This window comes from Bacillus sp. CDB3 (assembly GCF_002081505.1).
Taxonomy (GTDB): Bacteria; Bacillota; Bacilli; order Bacillales; family Bacillaceae_G; genus Bacillus_A; species Bacillus_A cereus_AT.
This window is the reverse complement of sequence record NZ_ALBR01000132.1, coordinates 23,605-42,466: the sequence shown is the minus strand read 5'-3', so window position 1 is coordinate 42,466 and position 18,862 is coordinate 23,605. Positions and strand designations below refer to the sequence as shown.

Genomic DNA, 18,862 nt, shown 5'->3' with positions numbered 1-18,862 from the left:
CTCGTAATGTTTGCAGCAACAATTCATCTCGTTTTTTTATACTTTCATCGACATATTTCCGTAATTCCTCCATTTCTTGCCTGATCCTTGCTATCTCATTTGCTGTTTCAATTGGCGAAGAGGTGTCCTGAGCTTGTTTACATTGTTTGTTTTGTTTGTCCACGCTGTCCTGGGTGTCCTCAACGTTTACACCGTTGTTTTGGACGTTTACAACGTTTAAAACACATTCACGAATTGTTCCAAAACCTTGTTCATGTAGCTTTAGCATTTCTTTAAATAGTTCTACATCACGGATTGAATACACTATACGGCCATTCTTTTTTTCAAACGGATGCCCTAGACGTCTGAAATGCCCTGTATACGTCCGTAATGTACTAGGAGGTATGTTTAGTGTGTTTGCAACGTCCGAACTGTTTAATGGACGTTGTAAACGTTCTAAGTGGATAACTTGACTCATACAATCAACTCCTAAAATAAGATTTAAAGATTACGTGAGTTGCTGTAGCAATTCTAGGAAGTTTAAGAAAACCCTTGTACTTCGCTAAAAGAAGTCAATCCTCCCTAAAAAAATCATGCGTATTTACAAAGAATATCAAGATTCCCTAAATTGCTTGAAGAATTGAATTGTTATTGAAGAGATTCTATTTATTATTATTTTTCATTTTTTAAGTATAAATAACATACATTAAGTATCAATTTTCAAATACATATATAAATTAATCAAAGAAATATATACAAGAACCAAATATATATATAAGCAAAAAGAGAATCGCTGAACTTCTTGGGGCGCAAGGGATTTGAAAGATTTAATAATTCATAAAATGTAAAACTCACATATCTACAAGTGAAATAACAAAAAAATAACAATTCACAAGTTAAGAAACCAATTATTCTATATTCCACAAGATGTGATACATAGTATCAACAAATTCACAAGTTTAGTATCGTATCCAGACAAAATAAAAAAACAGTAGATTTCGAGTTAAAAACCTACTGTTTTTCATTCAGGAATACAGAACAACTTGCGATACTCGTTTATTTATATGACAAATAGCCTTGTTCACTTAATTTTTTTTGAACAAAGCTAAAATAAGTATTTTGTTTTTAAATTTTTAACTTATACAGCTGTAACCAAATCTGGTTTGTAGTCCATATATAACCATTCTGGAATATCGAATTGTTTATTACTAAAAGCAATAAACAATTCGTAACGGTCGTGCTCACTTAAATATGTAATACGCCAAGATGGAAGTGACTCACGTAATTTTGTACGAACAAAAGCACCAATAGATTTCACTTTTTGATTAGTAGTATTCACGTACTTTTCTAATGCATCTAGCGCATAGCACATTGTATAGGTCATTAGTTGCGTTCTAGCAGTCTTATTTTCTAATAAATACGCAATCTTAGAAATTTCGCTTTGGAATGCAACTACAAGATCTTTACGGTCTTTATTAGTAAGTGGATACCCTATAGATTTCAAACGTGATACCGCTTCTTTTCTCATTTTTGCTTCATTTTGTTTCACATCAGTATCAGTATTCTCCACTACACATGATGCAGCCATATGGATTTCAAATTTAGGAACTAAAATTTGGTTTACAGCTTTACGAATACGTGTAATGCGTGATTCTTTTGCTTCTCGTACCTTTTTATGTGTAGGAACAAAAGAAAAAATTGGTGATAGTAAGTCTGCATATTCTCGTACTTTTTTGGCGTTCTTATTAAAATAGATTTTTAATGTTTTCATTGTTCTTTCAACAGTGTATAGTTGTACATCATCATGACCGAGTTGATAGAGCTTGTGTGTAAAGTTAATGCATAGGTCTAATAATAAATAAATACCTTTACGGTTACGATGTCTAACTAACTCACGTAAGATATTTGTATCCAGTAGTGAGTTTGGAATACGGAAATAGGATATTTCTTTGCATTCTTGATTACCTTCACTCTTTGTACGATTGTTTAACGCATAATGACAAATCTCGTACACTGGTAATCCCTTTTCCGTAATTCTTTCTTGAATGAGTTTACGTTGTAAAAGGATCTCAAATCCTGTATGTGCAGTCGTATAAGGTAGTTGGATTTTTTCAGCAATTTGAGCAATAGTAAAATCACTTGGTAATAGTCCAATATCATCTACCATGTAGTGCATACCAACATATACAGCTAATGCGGATGCTGGAAGCTCTGAGAGTTCATCTTCTCTTTTTAGAAGTTTGAGGAGTCCATAAAAAAACTTTGGACCACGCATGAGGAACTTTTGTTTTGTCATCTTTTTATAAAGATTCATATTTGTTTTTGGAGTTTGTGAGTTTACTTGAATGCCACTAATGAAATCAGCAGCTGTTATATTTTCATAACTTGATACCATTAAAAAAACCTCCCTATTTTTTCCACCCGAATATCGGAAAATTAGAGAGGTTTTTATTCACAAAATACAATTACTTATGATATAATTCACTTATAAATAACTTTTGTAAGTAATTTAATATCAATAAATAATTTTTGTGAGTAAAAACTCCGCTAATGGGAGTTTTTAATTGGTTCAAAGTTTGCCGACCTAGACCAATTAAAAACTGAGGGTGGAGTTTTTTTTTGTCTTTTTTTATATTAACTGAAATCTTTTTTGTTTTTCTTCGTTATAATTCTTCTATGAAACAACTATACCACAAAATTGTATACTGCTTAGTTATATATTTTATATTTTTTCTCTTGAAATATCAACCAAATGAAAATATGTATTTCACAATTAGATTAAATCCTCCTTAATAATGTAAATGTAGCGTGATAACATTCTGAAATGCGCTTAAAAAATGCAAATATGCATATTTAAACAGAGTTTTCTTTAACTTTGATAAAATATATTTTAAAAAGATATGTATAAAGATATAGAAAGAGAGAATGATGCTGCGTATTAATATAAATAAAATGCAGAAAATTCAGTATATTTTTTCTCAAGATTTTTATATGGATAATTTTGAGAAAAAATTATAGAGCATTTATTAATCTCATGTATAATTGGACTAATAGAATAAAACATGAAAAGATATCTAAATATTCTGATTTTCAAAATATTAGATTGACTGTGTATTTAAGGGGGGAGAAATTCAATTATGATTTTAGAAAAAATTCATAAAGATCTTTATTCCAAGGGAATAAGTAATAGAAAACTTGCCGATATGTTTAATATTAGTCATTCAACAATTAATGATATGTTGTCAGGGAAAAGAGAGTTTGATTTCTCTATATACACAGGAATTCTTAACTTATTATATCCTGATAATCATCAATTAATAAAAACTGAAGTTTATAATTTTTGCGATACAACGAAACGAAAGAACAATCTCCCGTTAGAGTTAGAATATACAAACTTAACTGGTGAATTAGAATTAATGAAAATTCTAATTGAAAAAGGTAAGATATCCGATAATAAAACTAATAGAGATTTTTGTAGAGTATACGAATTATTATACTTACGTAATACTGAAAAAAAGTCTAAAGAAGAGTATCTTCAAGAAGTACGAAGTATAGTCAAAAATACAAATACAAATAAAGTGAATGCAGAGATCAAAATTCTATTAGAATTTGCGTTAATTTATGCATTTTTTGATTTAGAGGAGTATGAAATAGTAAACGAATATACTAAGGGACTAGAACCATTCATTAATGAGGTGACAAATAAAAATTTCCACTTCACATTATGTTTGCGAAAAAATGAAATGCTAGCATCTTGTTTACATAAAGATAATAAGCTGGAAGAATGTAGAGAACTATGCGAAAAAATTATTAATAATGAAAAAAACCATTTCCCTTTAACAAAGGCTATAGCTTATGGGCTGATTGGGGAGTCATATATACTAACCGACTTTGAAAAATCAAAACATTTTCTGGAAAGAAGTTTACAATGTGTTGAAAATCCATGTAATGAAAAAATGAAGTATAGATATTTAAAAGTTAAAAACACATTAGATTTTTTACACATTCACTGGAAAGTAAACTTAGATAAAATTAATCCGACAGATCCAGAGGAAGTAGCGTACTTGTACATTCAAAAGGGAGATAAAGAGAAAGCAATTAAAATATTAAAAGAAATACGAGAAAATTCGCCTAATGTTTCATCGTTTTGGATGTATTATTGGGGGATTGCAACTGGCGATAGAGAAATGCTAAAAAAATCCCTCTTTGAATTTTTGCGTACGAAAAATCCATATTATGCAAAATTACCCCAAGATAAGTTATAATAGCGATAGAACTTTACAGGAGGTGACAAAAATGGGAAGATTTAAAAAGGCTCTTCAAATTACTACATATACTATTTTATCTAGTCCTCTTGTTGTTATGGTTGTACAATATTTGCATGCTGGCCCTGGTGTCGGCGGTGGTTGATTATGAATAAAACTTTAATAATTCTATAATATGTAAAAAATGACACTGCTGTTGCAGTGTCATTTTGTACTTTTAGGGGTGGAATAAATTTCTAAAAATAGGGGTTATTTATTCCGAATGCTCATTTTTCACAATATAAACACGAATGTATGTTCTGTACAACGGCGATATGAAGTCATATAATATTCATATACACAAAGACGAGTACCAATCCTTAAATTTAATTAACATCAAGAAATTACATCAAATTAGAAACTTAACAGTCGTTCACTTGCAAGTAAGGGGAGTTATCGAAAACATATGAAGGGATGTAAAGAGATGATGCGAGCAAATGAAGGGGAAAGAAATAAGGGGAATATAACTAAAGCTCTACTTGAAGAAGTATTAAATGACCAAAATAATCCGATGGAATTTTATTATGAACTATTAACTGTACTAAATTATATAGAAAGTAAAGAGGGGAGAGCATCTTAACAGATGCTCTATTTCTATAAATTTCAATTGTGATTATAGATTGCTTTAAGAATCTTTTTCTGTATTCTCATCCTCAATTTCATTTTCATTGTTCTCTAATGCTGTTTGTTCAGACTTTTTCTTGAAATCTAAATAAGAAATATAAGAAAGTAGTTCTTCTTTGAATACGGGAATGTCCTGACTTTTCTCGTACAATTCATCTGCTAACTGCGTAACAACTGCCTTTTTTTGTTCTTCATTGTCCAGAACTTGATGATTCAGTAAATAGTCAGTACTAACGATAAAATAGCTTGCGACTTTTTTTAACATATCAAAGCTGGGTTCTTTTTTCCCAAGCTCCCATGCAGATATTGCACTTGCTGTTACGTCTAACTCTTTACCCAATTCGTGTAATCTAATCTTTTTTAGTTTTCTTAAATTTCTAAGATTCTGTCCAAAAGTATTGTTTTCCAAGTAGATCAACCTTTCAAATAGTATTAATACCTAACTTATTAAAAAAATCAAATAAACGTTCAAAAAAAATGAACTAATCGTTGACTTTGGATTAATTATCCAATAAAATATAAACAAGGGGGTGGTAACTTGATCAATATCCCGAAAGAAGGTTCAACAGTTATAAGAATGGTTAGAGAAGCTAAAGGTCTAACTATTCAAGATGTATCTCGTTCATCCAAAGTGCCTGAGAACACTTTGTATGGAATCGAGGTTGGTAAAAGTGGAGTAAATGCAAAAAGAGCGGAGGCCATCAGCCTGTGTCTGCAAGAACCCCTTGAATATCTGTTTGAACCAAATACGTATAGTGCAAAAAAAGAAGAATAAAAGATTGTTATTCACTATGATGTACTCAACATGTTTACACTACACTTCCTACATTATATTGTAATTAAAAATTTCACAAAGTTAATGCATGTTAATCCCAAATTTAATTGAGAAAGGAGAAAATTAAACTGAAGTTAACAAAAAAGCTTTATTCATAATGTTATCAGTTTCAATGTTATCAGCTTGTAGTGGTAAAAGTGAAAATGTTGTAAAAGAACAACAACAGACACAAGCAAAAAAAATTGTCAAAAAGAATGAATCAGTAAACTTGCCTGTCAATATTTTTAAAAATAGTAACTATGATATTGCAATGGAAAAATTTATATTCACTCGCAACATTACTAGTGTAGAAATAAAAGATTTTGATGAATCATCTGAACTTGATTTTCGAGATCGATATAACAGTTATGTAAGTAATAAAAATTTAAAGCTCAAAGATGATTTTAAACTACTAATCATTAATATGAAACAAGAAATAAACGAAAAAGCAAAAAGTAGTCCACTTGAAGGATTTGTATTAAATAAAGGTTCAGGACTTGTGATAGGCGATAAAGAATTAGCTAGTGGGAATCAATTTTTAGAATATCAGCAAACGTATATTACAACTGCATATATGGTGGGAAGAACAACAAAAGATAGTGGAAACATTTTGTTAGCGATTCCGAATGAGTACGCCAAAAACAAAAGTTTGCAATTAAAACTTGTTCAAAAAATAGACGGTGCAAATAAACTCGTTTATATTGATTTGAACTGAACGAGGTGGACAGATAATGAGTGCAATCGTTGATGCTATTTTTGACAAAATTTTTGATATGTTCCATGGCGGTATAAAACTCTTGCTTGGTTGGATTACCGGATTGTTCCAAAAAAGCGTTGATACAGTTCAAGCAAATGTTTCGGAAACACCAACACAGTTTTCCCAAACAATTGTTGATAATCTTAGGTTAATATCTGACACGGCCATACTGCCCGTTGCGGGACTGATTTTAACATATGTATTTTGTTATGAACTATATCAATTAGTTGTAGAAAAAAATCGAGGTAACGATTTTGATGCGGGACAATTAATGTTTTTAATCATTAAAACAAGTGCAATGATTTTATTGTTGACTAACGCTTTTGATATAACACTTGCTGTATTCGATCTTGGTAAATGGATAACAGATCATATTCCAGCCTCGGCACTAAAATTACCTGATACTATAACAGATAATCTTCTTAATTCAATGGAAAAAGGGGATGTTGGTGCTGCTTTATCAATGTGGGTTATTTCAGCTATAGCTTTAGTCGCATCATTTGCAATGTGTATAATTATCTATTTAGTAGCTTGGAGTCGTATGGTTGCAATTTTGCTTTATATTTCAGTTGCTCCAATTCCATTTGCTACATTTTTAAATCGTGATTGGGTTGGAAGTATCGGGCAAGCATATGTTAAAAATTTACTGGCCCTAATGCTCCAAGGATATTTTATGATAGTTTGTTTAATCATATATGCTGGGTTACTCGAAAAAGCAAGTGGTTTAATGGCTGCTGAACAAGATGGATTATTCGGATTAATGTTAATGCTCGTTTCCATGGCGATTCTAGTAGTCTCATTAACAAGAACACATTCACTTGCTAAATCTGTAGTGGGGGCAATTTAAATGAAACTATGGATTAAGAAAAATAAAACTTTATTAATTACATTTGGTGTTATTTCACTCGTGACATGGATAGTAACATTAATTGAAATAAACTTAATTGCTGCTAACACTGACGGTTTAAAGGAATATGCAGAAACAAAAGTTATTTCAGATGATTTAGAGGTTGTTGGTTTAGTAGGTATGCTTGATATTACACTGCTTATTATTTGGACATTTATATTTATGTTTATCTTTATGAAAATCATTTTTCCAAGTAAAAAGGCATTACAAGGAGCCTTATTTATGGAAGAATTCAGATTTCTGAAAGATATGCCTAATGAACTTAGGAAGGGGTTAGATAAGAATGAATAATAATTTCGTTGTATCTATTCCCAAAGAGTTAAAGACCATAAAATCTAAATTGTTTTTAGGATTAACAAAAAGACAATTGATAGGATTTTCAATCGCTTTAGCGATAAGTTTACCAGTATTTTTCTTACTAAAAAGCTTCAGCTTGGATGTTGCTTTATATGGTCTTTTCTTTACAGCATGCCCAGCGATCTTCGCTACAATCTTCTCGAAAGATGGTATGCCTGCTGAAACGTGGATTAAGCTGTATTTAGAATATAAGTATCTGAATCCGCAAAAGAGATACTTTAAAGTATCAAAAAGAAACGTTAAAGTTGCAGCAGAAAGGAATATGATGAATGAAAAACGCAAGGTTAGAAAAACTAAATCTGTTTCAAGCGTTGCAAAAACTAGTTGATTCAAAACGGCCAATAAGAAAGACTACACAAGATACATTAAATTACAACAAAATGTATCCCAATGGGGTTTGTCATGTTGGACAGAAAACATATAACAGAATGATTCGTTTTTCGGATATATCGTATCAGTTATCACAAGATGAAATAAAACAAAGGATTTTCGCACAATATAGTACATTACTAAACTCATTCGATGACAAGATTAAAATTCAATTTTGCTTTATCAATTATCGTATGAATGGTGAAGAGAATGAGGAAGTGCTTGCCTACAGTAAAAGTATGAGTAATATTGAAGATTTTGAAACAATGCAAGAAGAATACTTTTCATTTTTAGAGGAACAAAGGCAAAAAGGAAATAATGGTATTGTCCGAAATAAGTACTTGGTTTTTTCAATCACAGATGAATCCTATGATAATGCTGTTAGACGTTTAGCAAGTATCGAAGAGAATATCAAAGATCACTTTAAAACATTGGGCGTAGGCGTGGAGGAATTAAACGGTATTGAACGATTATCAGTTATTAATTACCTGTTAAATAATAATTCTAAACACTATATCGAATTAGAAAATTTATCAAAGGAACAATTAAGTGGTGGAACAACTAAAGATTTGATTGCACCTAAAAATATAGATTTTGAGTCCTATGCAGATGAATTTAAAGTGAATAATAAGCATGCATCTGTTTTACATTTGAAAATTGAAGCAACGGAGTTATCAGATAGAGTTTTAGCAGACTTTTTAGATTTAGACCTCGAAATACTTGTTAGTATGCACGTTCGTAGTCTTGGGCAACAACAGGCTGTCAAAATGGTTAAATCAAAAGCATCTGACCTCGATAGTATTAAAATCGAGGAGCAAAAAAAGGCTTTACGTAGTGGTTATGACATGGATATTCTTCCGACAGATTTAAATATGCACGTTGAAGAAAGTAGAAAAATTTTAAGAGACTTACAAAGGGAAAATGAAAGATATTTTTATTTAACCTTTACTATTGTAGTCTTTGAAAATGATCGAAAAAGTTTAGATAATGCGATTTTCAGATTGAATTCTGTCGCACAAAAGCAAAACTGTACATTGAAAAAACTGAAACTACAGCAAGAAAGAGCCCTAATCAGTGCCTTACCGTTTGGCGATAATATTACTGAAACAGATTTAGAGCGTGGACTAACAACATCATCTACTGCCATATTCGTACCATTTACAACAATAGAATTGTATCAAGAAGAAAAAGAACCTGTATATTACGGTTTAAATGCTCTAAGTAATAACTTGATTCAAGTTAGCCGAAAAGCCCTTAAAAATCCAAATGGATTGGTTTTGGGTACACCTGGTTCGGGGAAATCATTTTCTTCAAAACGAGAAATAATAGATACCTTCTTGAGAACTACAGATGATATTTTGATCTGTGATCCAGAAGCCGAGTACAGTGCTTTCGTTTACAGGCTAGGCGGGGAAATAATTAAAATATCTCCAAATTCAGAGCAATTTATTAATCCGCTAGATATTTCATTAGATTACGGAGAAGGAGAAAATCCAATTTCCTACAAGACGGAGTTCGTTCTTACCATGATGGAAGTAATTGCAGGGGGGAAATCGGGACTAACAGCAAAACAAAAAACAATTGTAGATAAATGTGTCCGTATTATTTATCGTCCTTATCTTGAAGAACCAATACTTAAGAACATACCTATCTTAGAGGATTTATATAATGCTTTACTTAATAACGATAGAGCTGAAGGTCGAGAATTAGCAGATGCATTAGAATTATATGTTCATGGTTCATTAAATGTATTTAATCATCCTACATCTGTAGACGTTAATAATCGTTTGATTTGTTTCAATATAAAAGAGTTGGGTTCTAACTTACGTGAGTTAGGCATGTTAATCCTACAGGACCACGTTTGGAACAAAGTAACGATAAACCGTAATCAAGATAAGAAGACATGGTATTACATGGATGAATTCCACAAACTTTTAGCAGAAGAACAAACAGCAAATTATAGCGTAGAGTTTTGGAAGAGATTTAGAAAATGGGGCGGTATACCAACAGGTATGACGCAAAACGTTAAAGATTTATTATCTAGTCCAAAGATTGAAACAATCATTGATAATACAGACTTTGTTTACCTTTTAAATCAAGCACAAAGTGATAGAAGAATTTTACAGAGTAAATTCGGTATTAGTGATTATCAAGCAAACTATATAACTAACTCTAAAGAGGGCGAAGGTTTAATTGTTTATTCAGGTGTCATTTTACCATTTAAGGATAAGTTCCCTAAGAATAATTCCTTATATCCGGTTATGACAACAAAACCAGAGGAAATTAAGCATTTGAGGGCAACCGCAAATGAGTGATGAGGGGGCTGCTGAAACTTGATTAGGAAAAAAACATCTGATCAATCAAATAGCAATTTTCGACAACAAGAGAGTGCTATGAAGGAATTAGATAAAAATGTTGAGACAGCAGAGCAGAGAAATATCTCACAAACTAAAAATGCCATAGAAAGCCCGCAACAAGAAACAGATCAAGGGAAATTACAAAAAGAATCCTTTAAACAATCACAACACACCAACCAAGAATTTCAGCAACAAGAAAGTGCGGTACAGGTAATAGATAGGAAATACGAAACAGCCGAACAAAAACAGTATTCGCAAACGACAAGCACCATAGAAAGCCCACAACAGAATACAGGCCAGGAAACGTTACAAAAACAATCTTCTAAACTGTCACAACACACCAACCAAGAATTTCAAGCACAAGAAAGTGCGGTACAGGTAATAGATAGAAAATACGAAACAGCCGAACAAAAACAGTATTCACAAACGGCAAGCACCATAGAAAGCCCGCAACAGAATACAGGCCAGGAAACGTTACAAAAACAATCTTCTAAGCTGTCACAGCACATCAACCAAGAATTTCAGCAACAAGAAAGTGCGGTACAGGTAATAGATAGGAAATACGAAACAGCCGAGCAAAAACAGTATTCACAAACGGCAAGCACCATAGAAAGCCCGCAACAGAATACAGGCCAGGAAACGTTACAAAAACAATCTTCTAAGCTGTCACAACATACCAACCAAGAATTTCAGAAACCAGAAAGTACCGCAAAGGTACTAAATAAGACATTTGAAACGGCTGAGCAAAAACAGTATTCGCAAACGGCAAGCACCATAGAAAGCCCGCAACAGAATACAGGCCGGGAAACGTTACAAAAACAATCTTCTAAGCTGTCACAACACACCAACCAAGAATTTCAGAAGCCAGAAAGTACCGCAAAGGTACTAAATAAGACAGTTGAGACAGCTGAACAAAAACAGTATTCACAAACGACAAGCACTCTAGAAAGCCCACAACAGAATACAGGCCAGGAGACGTTACAAAAACAATCTTCTAAGCTGTCACAACACACCAACCAAGAATTTCAGAAACCAGAAAGTACCGCAAAGGTACTAAATAAGACAGTTGAAACAGCTGAGCAAAAACAGTATTCGCAAACTACAAGTACTATACAAAGTCCGCAACAGAATACAGGCCAGGAAACGTTACAAAAACAATCTTCTAAGCTGTCACAGCACATCAACCAAGAATTTCAGAAACCAGAAAGTACCGTAAAGGTACTAAATAAGACAGTTGAAACAGCTGAGCAAAAACAAGTTTCACAAACTATAAATGCTACTGAGAGCCCACCAGAAAAAAGACAAGGGAAAAGTGTTCTCCAAAGCTCACAAGAAACAGGGCAAGAGAAATTACAAAAGCAAACTTCTAAACAGTCTCAACATATTAATCAAAATATTCGACAACAAGATCTAATCAAAAATGTTAAGAAACCAGAGGCATTAAAAACATCTCAACAAAAGCAATTAGGCCAAACTGAGAAATCATTTTTAAAAGCAAGCGAGAAAAATTCTAAAAAATTATTAACTGATAATCCAAAAGTTCAAAATGGAATACAGTTTATTGGAAAACTCGGTAAAGATTCCTTGATTGCTATAAAAGCTGAAGCTAAAAATTCTTTAACTGAAGCAAAAAACACTTTGAAATATGGTACTAAAAAACTTGGAGGTACCACAAAAAATTCTGTAAAAGGTGGTATTAAAAAGTATCAAAAAGCATTAGAACAGGGTGATGATGGCGTTAAGGTAGCCAGTCAAGGAGTTACCAAAGGTTATAGATTAACCAGAAAAGGTTTTGGATTAGCCAAAAAGGGTTTTCAAAAATTAAAAAAACTTGATATAGCCAAAATTGAAAGGTTCCAAAAATTAAAAGGGCCAAACAAAAAGACTAGCGTAAAAAAATTAAGGAAAAGCAGGCAAGAAAAGCTTTATATAAAAAAACTTGATAAAGGGAAAATTGAAAGGTTCCAAAAATTAAAAGGGCCAAACAAAAAGATTAGCGTAAGAAAGTTAACGGAAACAAAAAGTTAACAAAAGCAACAGCAAAAAAGTTAGCGAAAACAACAGTAAATGTAGCAGGAAGTAGTGCTTTAAAGTATCAAGAACAACTAGAAAAAGGTGACGAGGGCGTAAAATTAGCGAGCCAAAGTGCTACGAAAATTGCTAGAGCTACAAAGAAGCTCGTTAAAAATAGAATTAAAGCAAATGCGAAATTAGGGAAAATGGGTAAGCAAAAAGGCAAGCTAGTACCTTTCTCTAAAGATAAAAAGCTCAAAGTAGAGTCTAGGAGTATCTTAAAGAAAAAAGTTATTAAAAAGAAAATGTACGCTCCACATCGAGATAAGAATAAGGCAAGAGCACTTTCTAGTATGGCATCTAACGTTAAGGATCGAGTAGCTAATTTGTTTAAAAGCTTAGGTAAATTTAATCTTCAGACCATCAAAAAGGCAATAGGAACTAAGGTTGCAGCGATAGCTGGTGGTGGATTTGCTGGTGCATTTCCAATAATACTTGTTGGAATTATCCTTTTATTGATAGCGGGTATGTTGGGTGCAGGGGGGGCAAAGCAACAAGAACAAATCAGTGGAAACATTGGTGGTTCGAAAAACTTAGATCCTGACGTTGAAAGATGGCGAGGGTTAGTTGAAAAAGAGGCTGCTGCACAAGGCATGCAAGACTATATTTCTCTTTTACTAGCAATCATCCAGATCGAGTCAGGAGGGCGCGGCACTCCGGATATTATGCAATCCTCGGAGTCTGCTGGTTATGGTAGACCAAATGTATTTCAAACAGAGGAAGAGTCAGTTCGACAAGGTGTAAAACATTTAAAAGATTGTTTACTTGCCCTAAAAGCCTTTAATAGAGGCTATGAAAATAATGTTAAAGCATTAGCACAAGCCTACAATTATGGTAATTATTTTGCAACATGGCTTGGTAACAGAGGGGGAGATTATTCCCTTGAGGTAGCTGAAGAATACTCACGGACTGTAGTAGCCCCAAGTTTAGGGAATACTACTGGGATTACAACATCTTACGTCAACGAAACATCGCTCCGAGTAGGTAAACCCTATAGATATGTTGATGGAGGAAACTTTCATTACGGTGAGTTAATCAGTGAATACATTGGTGGTTCTGGTGCAAATATTTCAGGAGATTTCAAAACAGTATTAACAGAAATTGAGAAGTTTCAAGGATGGCCGTATGTATGGGGCGGTAAAAATCCGACTCAAGGATTCGATTGTAGCGGATTAACATCTTGGGGTTTAAAACAAATTGGCATAGATTTACCTTCATACGCCCTGAGTCAATATGAGCTAACTGAACCAATTGATCCAAGTCAAGCGCAACCAGGGGATTTAATTTTCTTCAAAGGTACTTATCAAAGTCCCGACCATATCTCTCATGTTGGATTCTACATTGATGAAAATACTATGTATGACAGTGAAAATGCTGGGATTGGTTATCATAGCTGGAAAACTCCATACTGGCAACAACATTTTGCTGGAATCCACAGAGTGAAAAGATAATTAGTTTTAAAAAAGTATTAAGGAGTGGTTTTTTTGTCAGATCGCATCAAAAGATTAAAGGAAAAAATCGCAAAAAGAGAACAACGAATTGAAAAATTAAATGACAATTTGAAAGACGAAAGAAGCCGATTAGCTACAGATAAAGAATTACTGTTTAACCTGGAATATAGTGAAGTGTTTAAACGGATTCAAGAAACAGGAGTAAGCCCTGACGAGGCACTAAAAGCAATTGTTAGTGGAGGAGAAAAGAACCAAGTTGAAACTGAAGTGAAGGAAGATAACTCAAATAACAGTACTATGCGAGAAGGAGCTCAAGGTTATGCTAAAACTTACTAAACGATCGTTTTTCGCAACGGTATTAATGTGTTCATTGTCATTCGCAGGTGTTTCCAACTTTGCATACGCAGAGGAAAAGAAAGCTGAAACACAAAAGGTAACAGAAAATAAACCAGTAGGAGAGCCACCTTCTGGACCAGGTGTTACAGCTGAAAAGAAAGAGAAAGAAGTTGAAGCCCAAACACCTGCTAGTGTTAACGGGAAAAAAGTTGATGGTACAGGAACAGTAACAGACTTTACAACAAGCGGTTCTAAAGCATTTTATACAATCACCGACAAAGATAGTAACGTATTTTACTTGATTGTGGATTTAGATAAAACCCAAAATAATGTGTATTTTTTATCAGATGTTAAAAAGACAACATTAGATGGCACTGCAACTGCAACTGCTAGTAAAGATGGTGCAAGTGCTAAACCGAATGTACCAAATCAGAAACAAGCAGAAACTGAAAAAACAACAGCAAGTACTAAACCAACAGCAGAACAACCAAAAGAAGAAGGTGGCAATAACACGTTTTTATTGATTGTACTCGGGCTTGCTATTGTCGGGACTGCTGGATATTACTTCTTAGTTATGAAAAAGAAAAAAAATCAAAATAAATCAAATGAAGATGAAGAAGTAATGGAAGATGACCTTTATGAAGATAATTTCGAAGATGAGAGAAAGAAACACGATAAGGAAGATTAATAGTGCTAATTAAAGCCTATATAAAAAAACATATGTTTCATCTTCCTACTTTAGATAATCAGATATTAGAAGCACAAGTTGAGCAGGATTTAAATATAAAAGTTGATAAATCGCAAGTTTTCAAGCTATATCCCCTTACAAAAATAGAGGATAACGAAAATATTTTAATTGAAAAGCAACGTACCAATATATTCTTACTCAACTTACTGCTTATGGTATTAAATCACAATAAAAAAGACATTACAGTTCAAGAGTATTATAATAACGGGTTTATCATTTCAAGATTAGAAGAAGAAACAAATTTAAAATTAGAAAATGTACCTTTTGATGATTTAGAAAAAAACATTATGGAGTATTTGAAATCTCCTGATACAGAGGAGCCTTCTGAAGTAATCGAAATGCCGGATCAAATGATAAAAGCAAACGAAAACAAGAAGGCTTCCGTTTTTGAAAATGTTGAGTTTAGTTTAAATTGGCTAAATAAAGCACAAAAAGAATTAAACAGAAGGGATTAATGATATGTGGGAAAAATCAAAGCGAGTTTTAGTCAGTAGTGTTCTATCACTTACTTTAATAGGTAACACAACAGTCCTTGCTGCTGTAAATAATCCTACACAAACACAAGAAAATGAAAATATTGCTCGGAATTATTTGAAAGTGAGCTATGAAAATAAAGTTTTATTCCATGAACAAGTACCATCGAAAACGATAATCCAGGTGCTTAATGAAGATAATGAGGTAATTGAAAGTACTGTTTTAACTAGTGATAAAGAAATGAATCTTGAAAAACCGAAGGTTAGTAATGGGAAGATGCTGAGTTATTGGTCCATTGAAATGAAAGATGGCAAATTATTTATTAAGCCAGTTTTAACAACTAAAGAAGAGTTTTCAGTAAAGTTCTATGTTAAAGATGTAGGTGGAAATTTATTAGAAAACCACGAACAAATAAAAGAAGTAGTTAAAAGTGCTACTAAAGATACAAAGCTAAAAGATGTCTTACCAGAGATAAGTCCAGGCAAAAATTATAAATTTGCAGGTTGGTTTGAAATGGTAGATAAAGGCGATGGAAAAAAGGTAGAAGAAAAAGTACAAAATATTGATGATAGAAAAATTACCGATTCTAAAGGCGAATATTACGCTAAATTCTTCTCTGATTTTAATAACAATGGTATTGACGATAAAACAGAAGAAATCACAGTGAACTTTGTAACAAATATAGAAGAACAAATTGAACCGGTAAAGTTGAATGTTGGTCAAAAAATTAAAGCTCCAAAATTGTCTAATAAAGACAAGATTTTCATCGGTTGGTATACAAATGCTGAGTTAACAAATAAATTTGGCAATGACACTTTAAAAGAGTCCGTTACTCTTTATGCAAAATGGGAAGATGCTGAAAAAGTAATTACTGAATCTGAAAAAAAACCAATTACAGATAAAGATGTTTCAGATCAGGTTGAAAAGATTTTAAATGAACGTTTTAAAGAACTAAAAGACGGCCAAACCACCGCAGAAAAACCTAATGAAACTACAACAGAAGTACCAAATAAAGAAGCAACTGGAACAACTGAAAAACCTAAAGACAGCAACAATGACAACAAAGGTGCAGCCACAAACAACAATCAAAAATCGGATACTAACAATACTAAAGATAATACAAAGACGAATAACAGTAACACTACTCCCCCTACAAGTAATCCGTGGGGAGGTTCAATACAAAACGATACCAAGTTGAAAGATAGTGTGACTTCAAACAATCCGAACAATTCGAACAACTTAAACAGCAATAAAGTTAGTGTATACACTGAAACAAAGTACGTATTTAAGAATAAAAATGTTGGTGAGAAATACATGGTCAAGTTTTTAGATGAAAATGGCGCATTTGTTTCCAGTTTAACGCTACCTTATGGAAGAACAATTAAAATATTAGATGAAAATGAAGCTCCTCGTGAAGAATATGCAGTTAGACAAGATACTACAATTAACTTGGATACAGAAAGATATGTTAATAAGGGTTCAACATTTTTGGGGCTGGATACACGAAGTATTCAAGTAAATTCAGCAGAAATAACAGAAATATTTCCGACTACGGCAAAGAATAACTCAAACAGTTTTTTATATAAAAAAGATGAAAAAACTAGCCAAAAGAAAGATTCAAATACTCAAATTCTTATAATTACTTTAGTTGCAATCGCTGTGATCTGTATCATTCTAGGAACTCTTTTAATCCTTAAAAAGAGAAAAAATAAAGACCAAAATATTAATATGTAAAAGGCGGTAAAGACTATGGTAGATATATATGTTGTCATTCAGGTAGTCTTGCTTGTGATAGGTTCAGTGTTTTTAATAAGAGGCGGTTTAAAACTTATAAAGGGCTATAAAATAGATACTTTACTATCTATTCTTATAAAAAATGAATTACCAAATACTAATAAAGAAAAGGGGAAACAATAATGCAATTTTTCACGACTGGTGTGGATGTATTACAAAAATTAGTTATCTTAATTGGTGCAGGTTTAGGGGTATGGGGAGTTGTAAACTTATTAGAAGGCTATGGTAATGATAACCCAGGGGCAAAGTCACAAGGGATGAAACAGTTTATGAGTGGTGCTGGTATTGTTTTAATCGCAATGTTACTAGTTCCTCAATTAAAAGCTCTATTCAGCTAAGTCAAAATCAAAGTTAAACAAAATAAAAGAAAAGAAAGAAGGCGAATGAATAATGCAATTTTTCACGACTGGTGTGGATGTATTACAAAAATTAGTTATCTTAATTGGTGCAGGTTTAGGGGTATGGGGAGTTGTAAACTTATTAGAAGGCTATGGTAATGATAACCCAGGGGCAAAGTCACAAGGGATGAAACAGTTTATGAGTGGTGCTGGTATTGTTCTAATCGCAATGTTACTTGTACCTCAATTAAAATCTTTATTCAGTTAAGTCAAAGTTAAATAAAAAGAGGGCGAGTAAAATTACTCGTCCTTCCTTTATATATAAGGATCATAAAAGTAAAACAAAGAAAATTCAAAGTCATATTAAGCCCGTCACAGCGTTTTAAAAGTTAAAGTGATGCAATTGTATTCATATATGATAAAAACGCTGGGAAAGGCGTGTGGGGTAGTAAAATCATTTTTTAAAAAAGGAGACTATTAAAATATGAAAATGACATACAAAAACCTAAGTCTTAACGAATTAAAACAAACTTTAAATATCCTTTTACCAGGGGCAAAAGAATTTGAAGTAGAGCTTTCGCTTCATGGAGATGGACCAGTAACACTTTATACAGGTGTAGAGGTAATGAGTTTAGATAACATTCTTGAACTAGTTGAGAAACAAGGTTTTAAAGTTAATGATATTGACGGTGTTAATTCAGGGGGAGAGATGAAAAAATGTGTAGGAATCACGTTGAATAAATCTTTCATTCATGACAAGACAAAAGAAAACATTGAGGCATTATTCATTTTAGGCGATGCTTATGAAGAAGAGACAAAAGGAATTCTGTACAGTTTCTTAATTCGTGCAGAAAAAAAACATCCGAATCATTCTAGGTCCATTGATTTTTCAGTTGATATTGTAGCGGAAAATATAGAAATTGCAAAATCTAGTTTTTTTGAAAAAATAAATTCATTCATTTTTCCATCAAAAGAAGAGGAAATCCGATTTATTCCAATGACTTATGATGGAGAATGGGTAGAAATGGAACCTGAAGAGGACGATGACGAAGTAAGATTTCAAATTGAGGATTTAACTTTAGAAAGAATCAATAAAATATTTTTAACAGTAGATAAGATTCACGAAATATATGAAGAAGCAGAAAAGGAATTTTTCGAAGAATTAGAAAAGGAGTATTAA

At 32.6% G+C, this 18,862-nt stretch carries 21 protein-coding genes; 18 read left to right on the top strand and 3 right to left on the bottom strand.

The window, feature by feature from the left end:
* A partial coding sequence (locus CDB3_RS30905) for a MerR family transcriptional regulator (protein WP_128857120.1) occupies positions 1–457 on the bottom strand: 457 nt, incomplete at its 3' end.
* Between the two features lie 660 nt (positions 458–1,117).
* Positions 1,118–2,374 carry a hypothetical protein gene (locus tag CDB3_RS30900; protein ID WP_128857119.1) on the bottom strand — a complete coding sequence of 419 codons (1,257 nt, stop codon included), beginning with the start codon at positions 2,372–2,374 and terminating at the stop codon, positions 1,118–1,120.
* Between the two features lie 742 nt (positions 2,375–3,116).
* Here CDB3_RS30900 and CDB3_RS30895 point away from each other — a divergent pair.
* Complete coding sequence (locus CDB3_RS30895; protein WP_128857118.1) at positions 3,117–4,244, top strand: AimR family lysis-lysogeny pheromone receptor; 1,128 nt, start codon at positions 3,117–3,119, stop codon at positions 4,242–4,244.
* Between the two features lie 445 nt (positions 4,245–4,689).
* A complete protein-coding gene (locus tag CDB3_RS31970) occupies positions 4,690–4,863 on the top strand; it encodes a hypothetical protein (protein WP_179139789.1) in 174 nt (57 codons plus the stop codon).
* Positions 4,864–4,908: 45 nt separating this feature from the next.
* Here CDB3_RS31970 and CDB3_RS30890 read toward each other — a convergent pair whose 3' ends face one another.
* Positions 4,909–5,316: a helix-turn-helix domain-containing protein gene (locus CDB3_RS30890; RefSeq protein ID WP_128857117.1), complete on the bottom strand. Its 408-nt coding sequence runs from the start codon at positions 5,314–5,316 to the stop codon at positions 4,909–4,911.
* Positions 5,317–5,445: 129 nt separating this feature from the next.
* Here CDB3_RS30890 and CDB3_RS30885 point away from each other — a divergent pair, with 129 nt between their 5' ends.
* From CDB3_RS30885 to CDB3_RS30820, 16 genes are all read left to right on the top strand, one after another.
* Positions 5,446–5,682: a helix-turn-helix domain-containing protein gene (locus CDB3_RS30885; protein ID WP_128857116.1), complete on the top strand. Its 237-nt coding sequence runs from the start codon at positions 5,446–5,448 to the stop codon at positions 5,680–5,682.
* Between the two features lie 157 nt (positions 5,683–5,839).
* Positions 5,840–6,436: a hypothetical protein gene (locus CDB3_RS30880; RefSeq protein ID WP_128857115.1), complete on the top strand. Its 597-nt coding sequence runs from the start codon at positions 5,840–5,842 to the stop codon at positions 6,434–6,436.
* Positions 6,437–6,452: 16 nt separating this feature from the next.
* Positions 6,453–7,325 (top strand): VirB6/TrbL-like conjugal transfer protein, CD1112 family, encoded by an 873-nt coding sequence (locus CDB3_RS30875; protein WP_128857114.1) that lies wholly within the window; start codon positions 6,453–6,455, stop codon positions 7,323–7,325.
* The gene (locus CDB3_RS30870) at positions 7,326–7,676 is read left to right on the top strand and encodes a hypothetical protein (protein ID WP_128857113.1); all 351 of its coding nucleotides are present in this window, start codon (positions 7,326–7,328) and stop codon (positions 7,674–7,676) included.
* A complete protein-coding gene (locus CDB3_RS30865; protein WP_128857112.1) occupies positions 7,669–8,070 on the top strand; it encodes a PrgI family protein in 402 nt (133 codons plus the stop codon). Before CDB3_RS30870 ends, CDB3_RS30865 begins: the two co-directional genes overlap by 8 nt.
* A complete protein-coding gene (locus CDB3_RS30860; protein ID WP_128857111.1) occupies positions 8,012–10,426 on the top strand; it encodes a VirB4-like conjugal transfer ATPase, CD1110 family in 2,415 nt (804 codons plus the stop codon). Before CDB3_RS30865 ends, CDB3_RS30860 begins: the two co-directional genes overlap by 59 nt.
* An 18-nt stretch (positions 10,427–10,444) precedes the next feature.
* A complete protein-coding gene (locus CDB3_RS32845) occupies positions 10,445–12,496 on the top strand; it encodes a hypothetical protein (RefSeq protein WP_256869994.1) in 2,052 nt (683 codons plus the stop codon).
* A gap of 290 nt (positions 12,497–12,786) precedes the next feature.
* Positions 12,787–13,992: a bifunctional lytic transglycosylase/C40 family peptidase gene (locus tag CDB3_RS32840; RefSeq protein ID WP_256869993.1), complete on the top strand. Its 1,206-nt coding sequence runs from the start codon at positions 12,787–12,789 to the stop codon at positions 13,990–13,992.
* A gap of 33 nt (positions 13,993–14,025) precedes the next feature.
* Positions 14,026–14,328, top strand: a complete 303-nt coding sequence (locus tag CDB3_RS30850) for a hypothetical protein (RefSeq protein ID WP_128857110.1) — start codon at positions 14,026–14,028, stop codon at positions 14,326–14,328.
* Entirely contained in the window at positions 14,312–15,016 is a 705-nt protein-coding gene (locus CDB3_RS30845; RefSeq protein ID WP_128857109.1) for a CD1107 family mobile element protein, read from the top strand. Before CDB3_RS30850 ends, CDB3_RS30845 begins: the two co-directional genes overlap by 17 nt.
* Before the next feature lie 2 nt (positions 15,017–15,018).
* The gene (locus CDB3_RS30840) at positions 15,019–15,531 is read left to right on the top strand and encodes a hypothetical protein (RefSeq protein WP_128857108.1); all 513 of its coding nucleotides are present in this window, start codon (positions 15,019–15,021) and stop codon (positions 15,529–15,531) included.
* A gap of 4 nt (positions 15,532–15,535) precedes the next feature.
* The gene (locus tag CDB3_RS30835) at positions 15,536–17,284 is read left to right on the top strand and encodes an InlB B-repeat-containing protein (RefSeq protein WP_128857107.1); all 1,749 of its coding nucleotides are present in this window, start codon (positions 15,536–15,538) and stop codon (positions 17,282–17,284) included.
* A gap of 15 nt (positions 17,285–17,299) precedes the next feature.
* Complete coding sequence (locus tag CDB3_RS31965) at positions 17,300–17,467, top strand: hypothetical protein (protein WP_179139793.1); 168 nt, start codon at positions 17,300–17,302, stop codon at positions 17,465–17,467.
* Positions 17,467–17,682, top strand: coding sequence for a Maff2 family mobile element protein (locus tag CDB3_RS30830; protein WP_107888255.1), 216 nt, complete (start codon positions 17,467–17,469; stop codon positions 17,680–17,682). Before CDB3_RS31965 ends, CDB3_RS30830 begins: the two co-directional genes overlap by 1 nt.
* Positions 17,683–17,734: 52 nt before the next feature.
* Positions 17,735–17,950 carry a Maff2 family mobile element protein gene (locus CDB3_RS30825; protein WP_128857106.1) on the top strand — a complete coding sequence of 72 codons (216 nt, stop codon included), beginning with the start codon at positions 17,735–17,737 and terminating at the stop codon, positions 17,948–17,950.
* Positions 17,951–18,166: 216 nt separating this feature from the next.
* On the top strand, positions 18,167–18,862 hold the full coding sequence (locus tag CDB3_RS30820) for a hypothetical protein (RefSeq protein WP_128857105.1): 696 nt from the start codon (positions 18,167–18,169) through the stop codon (positions 18,860–18,862).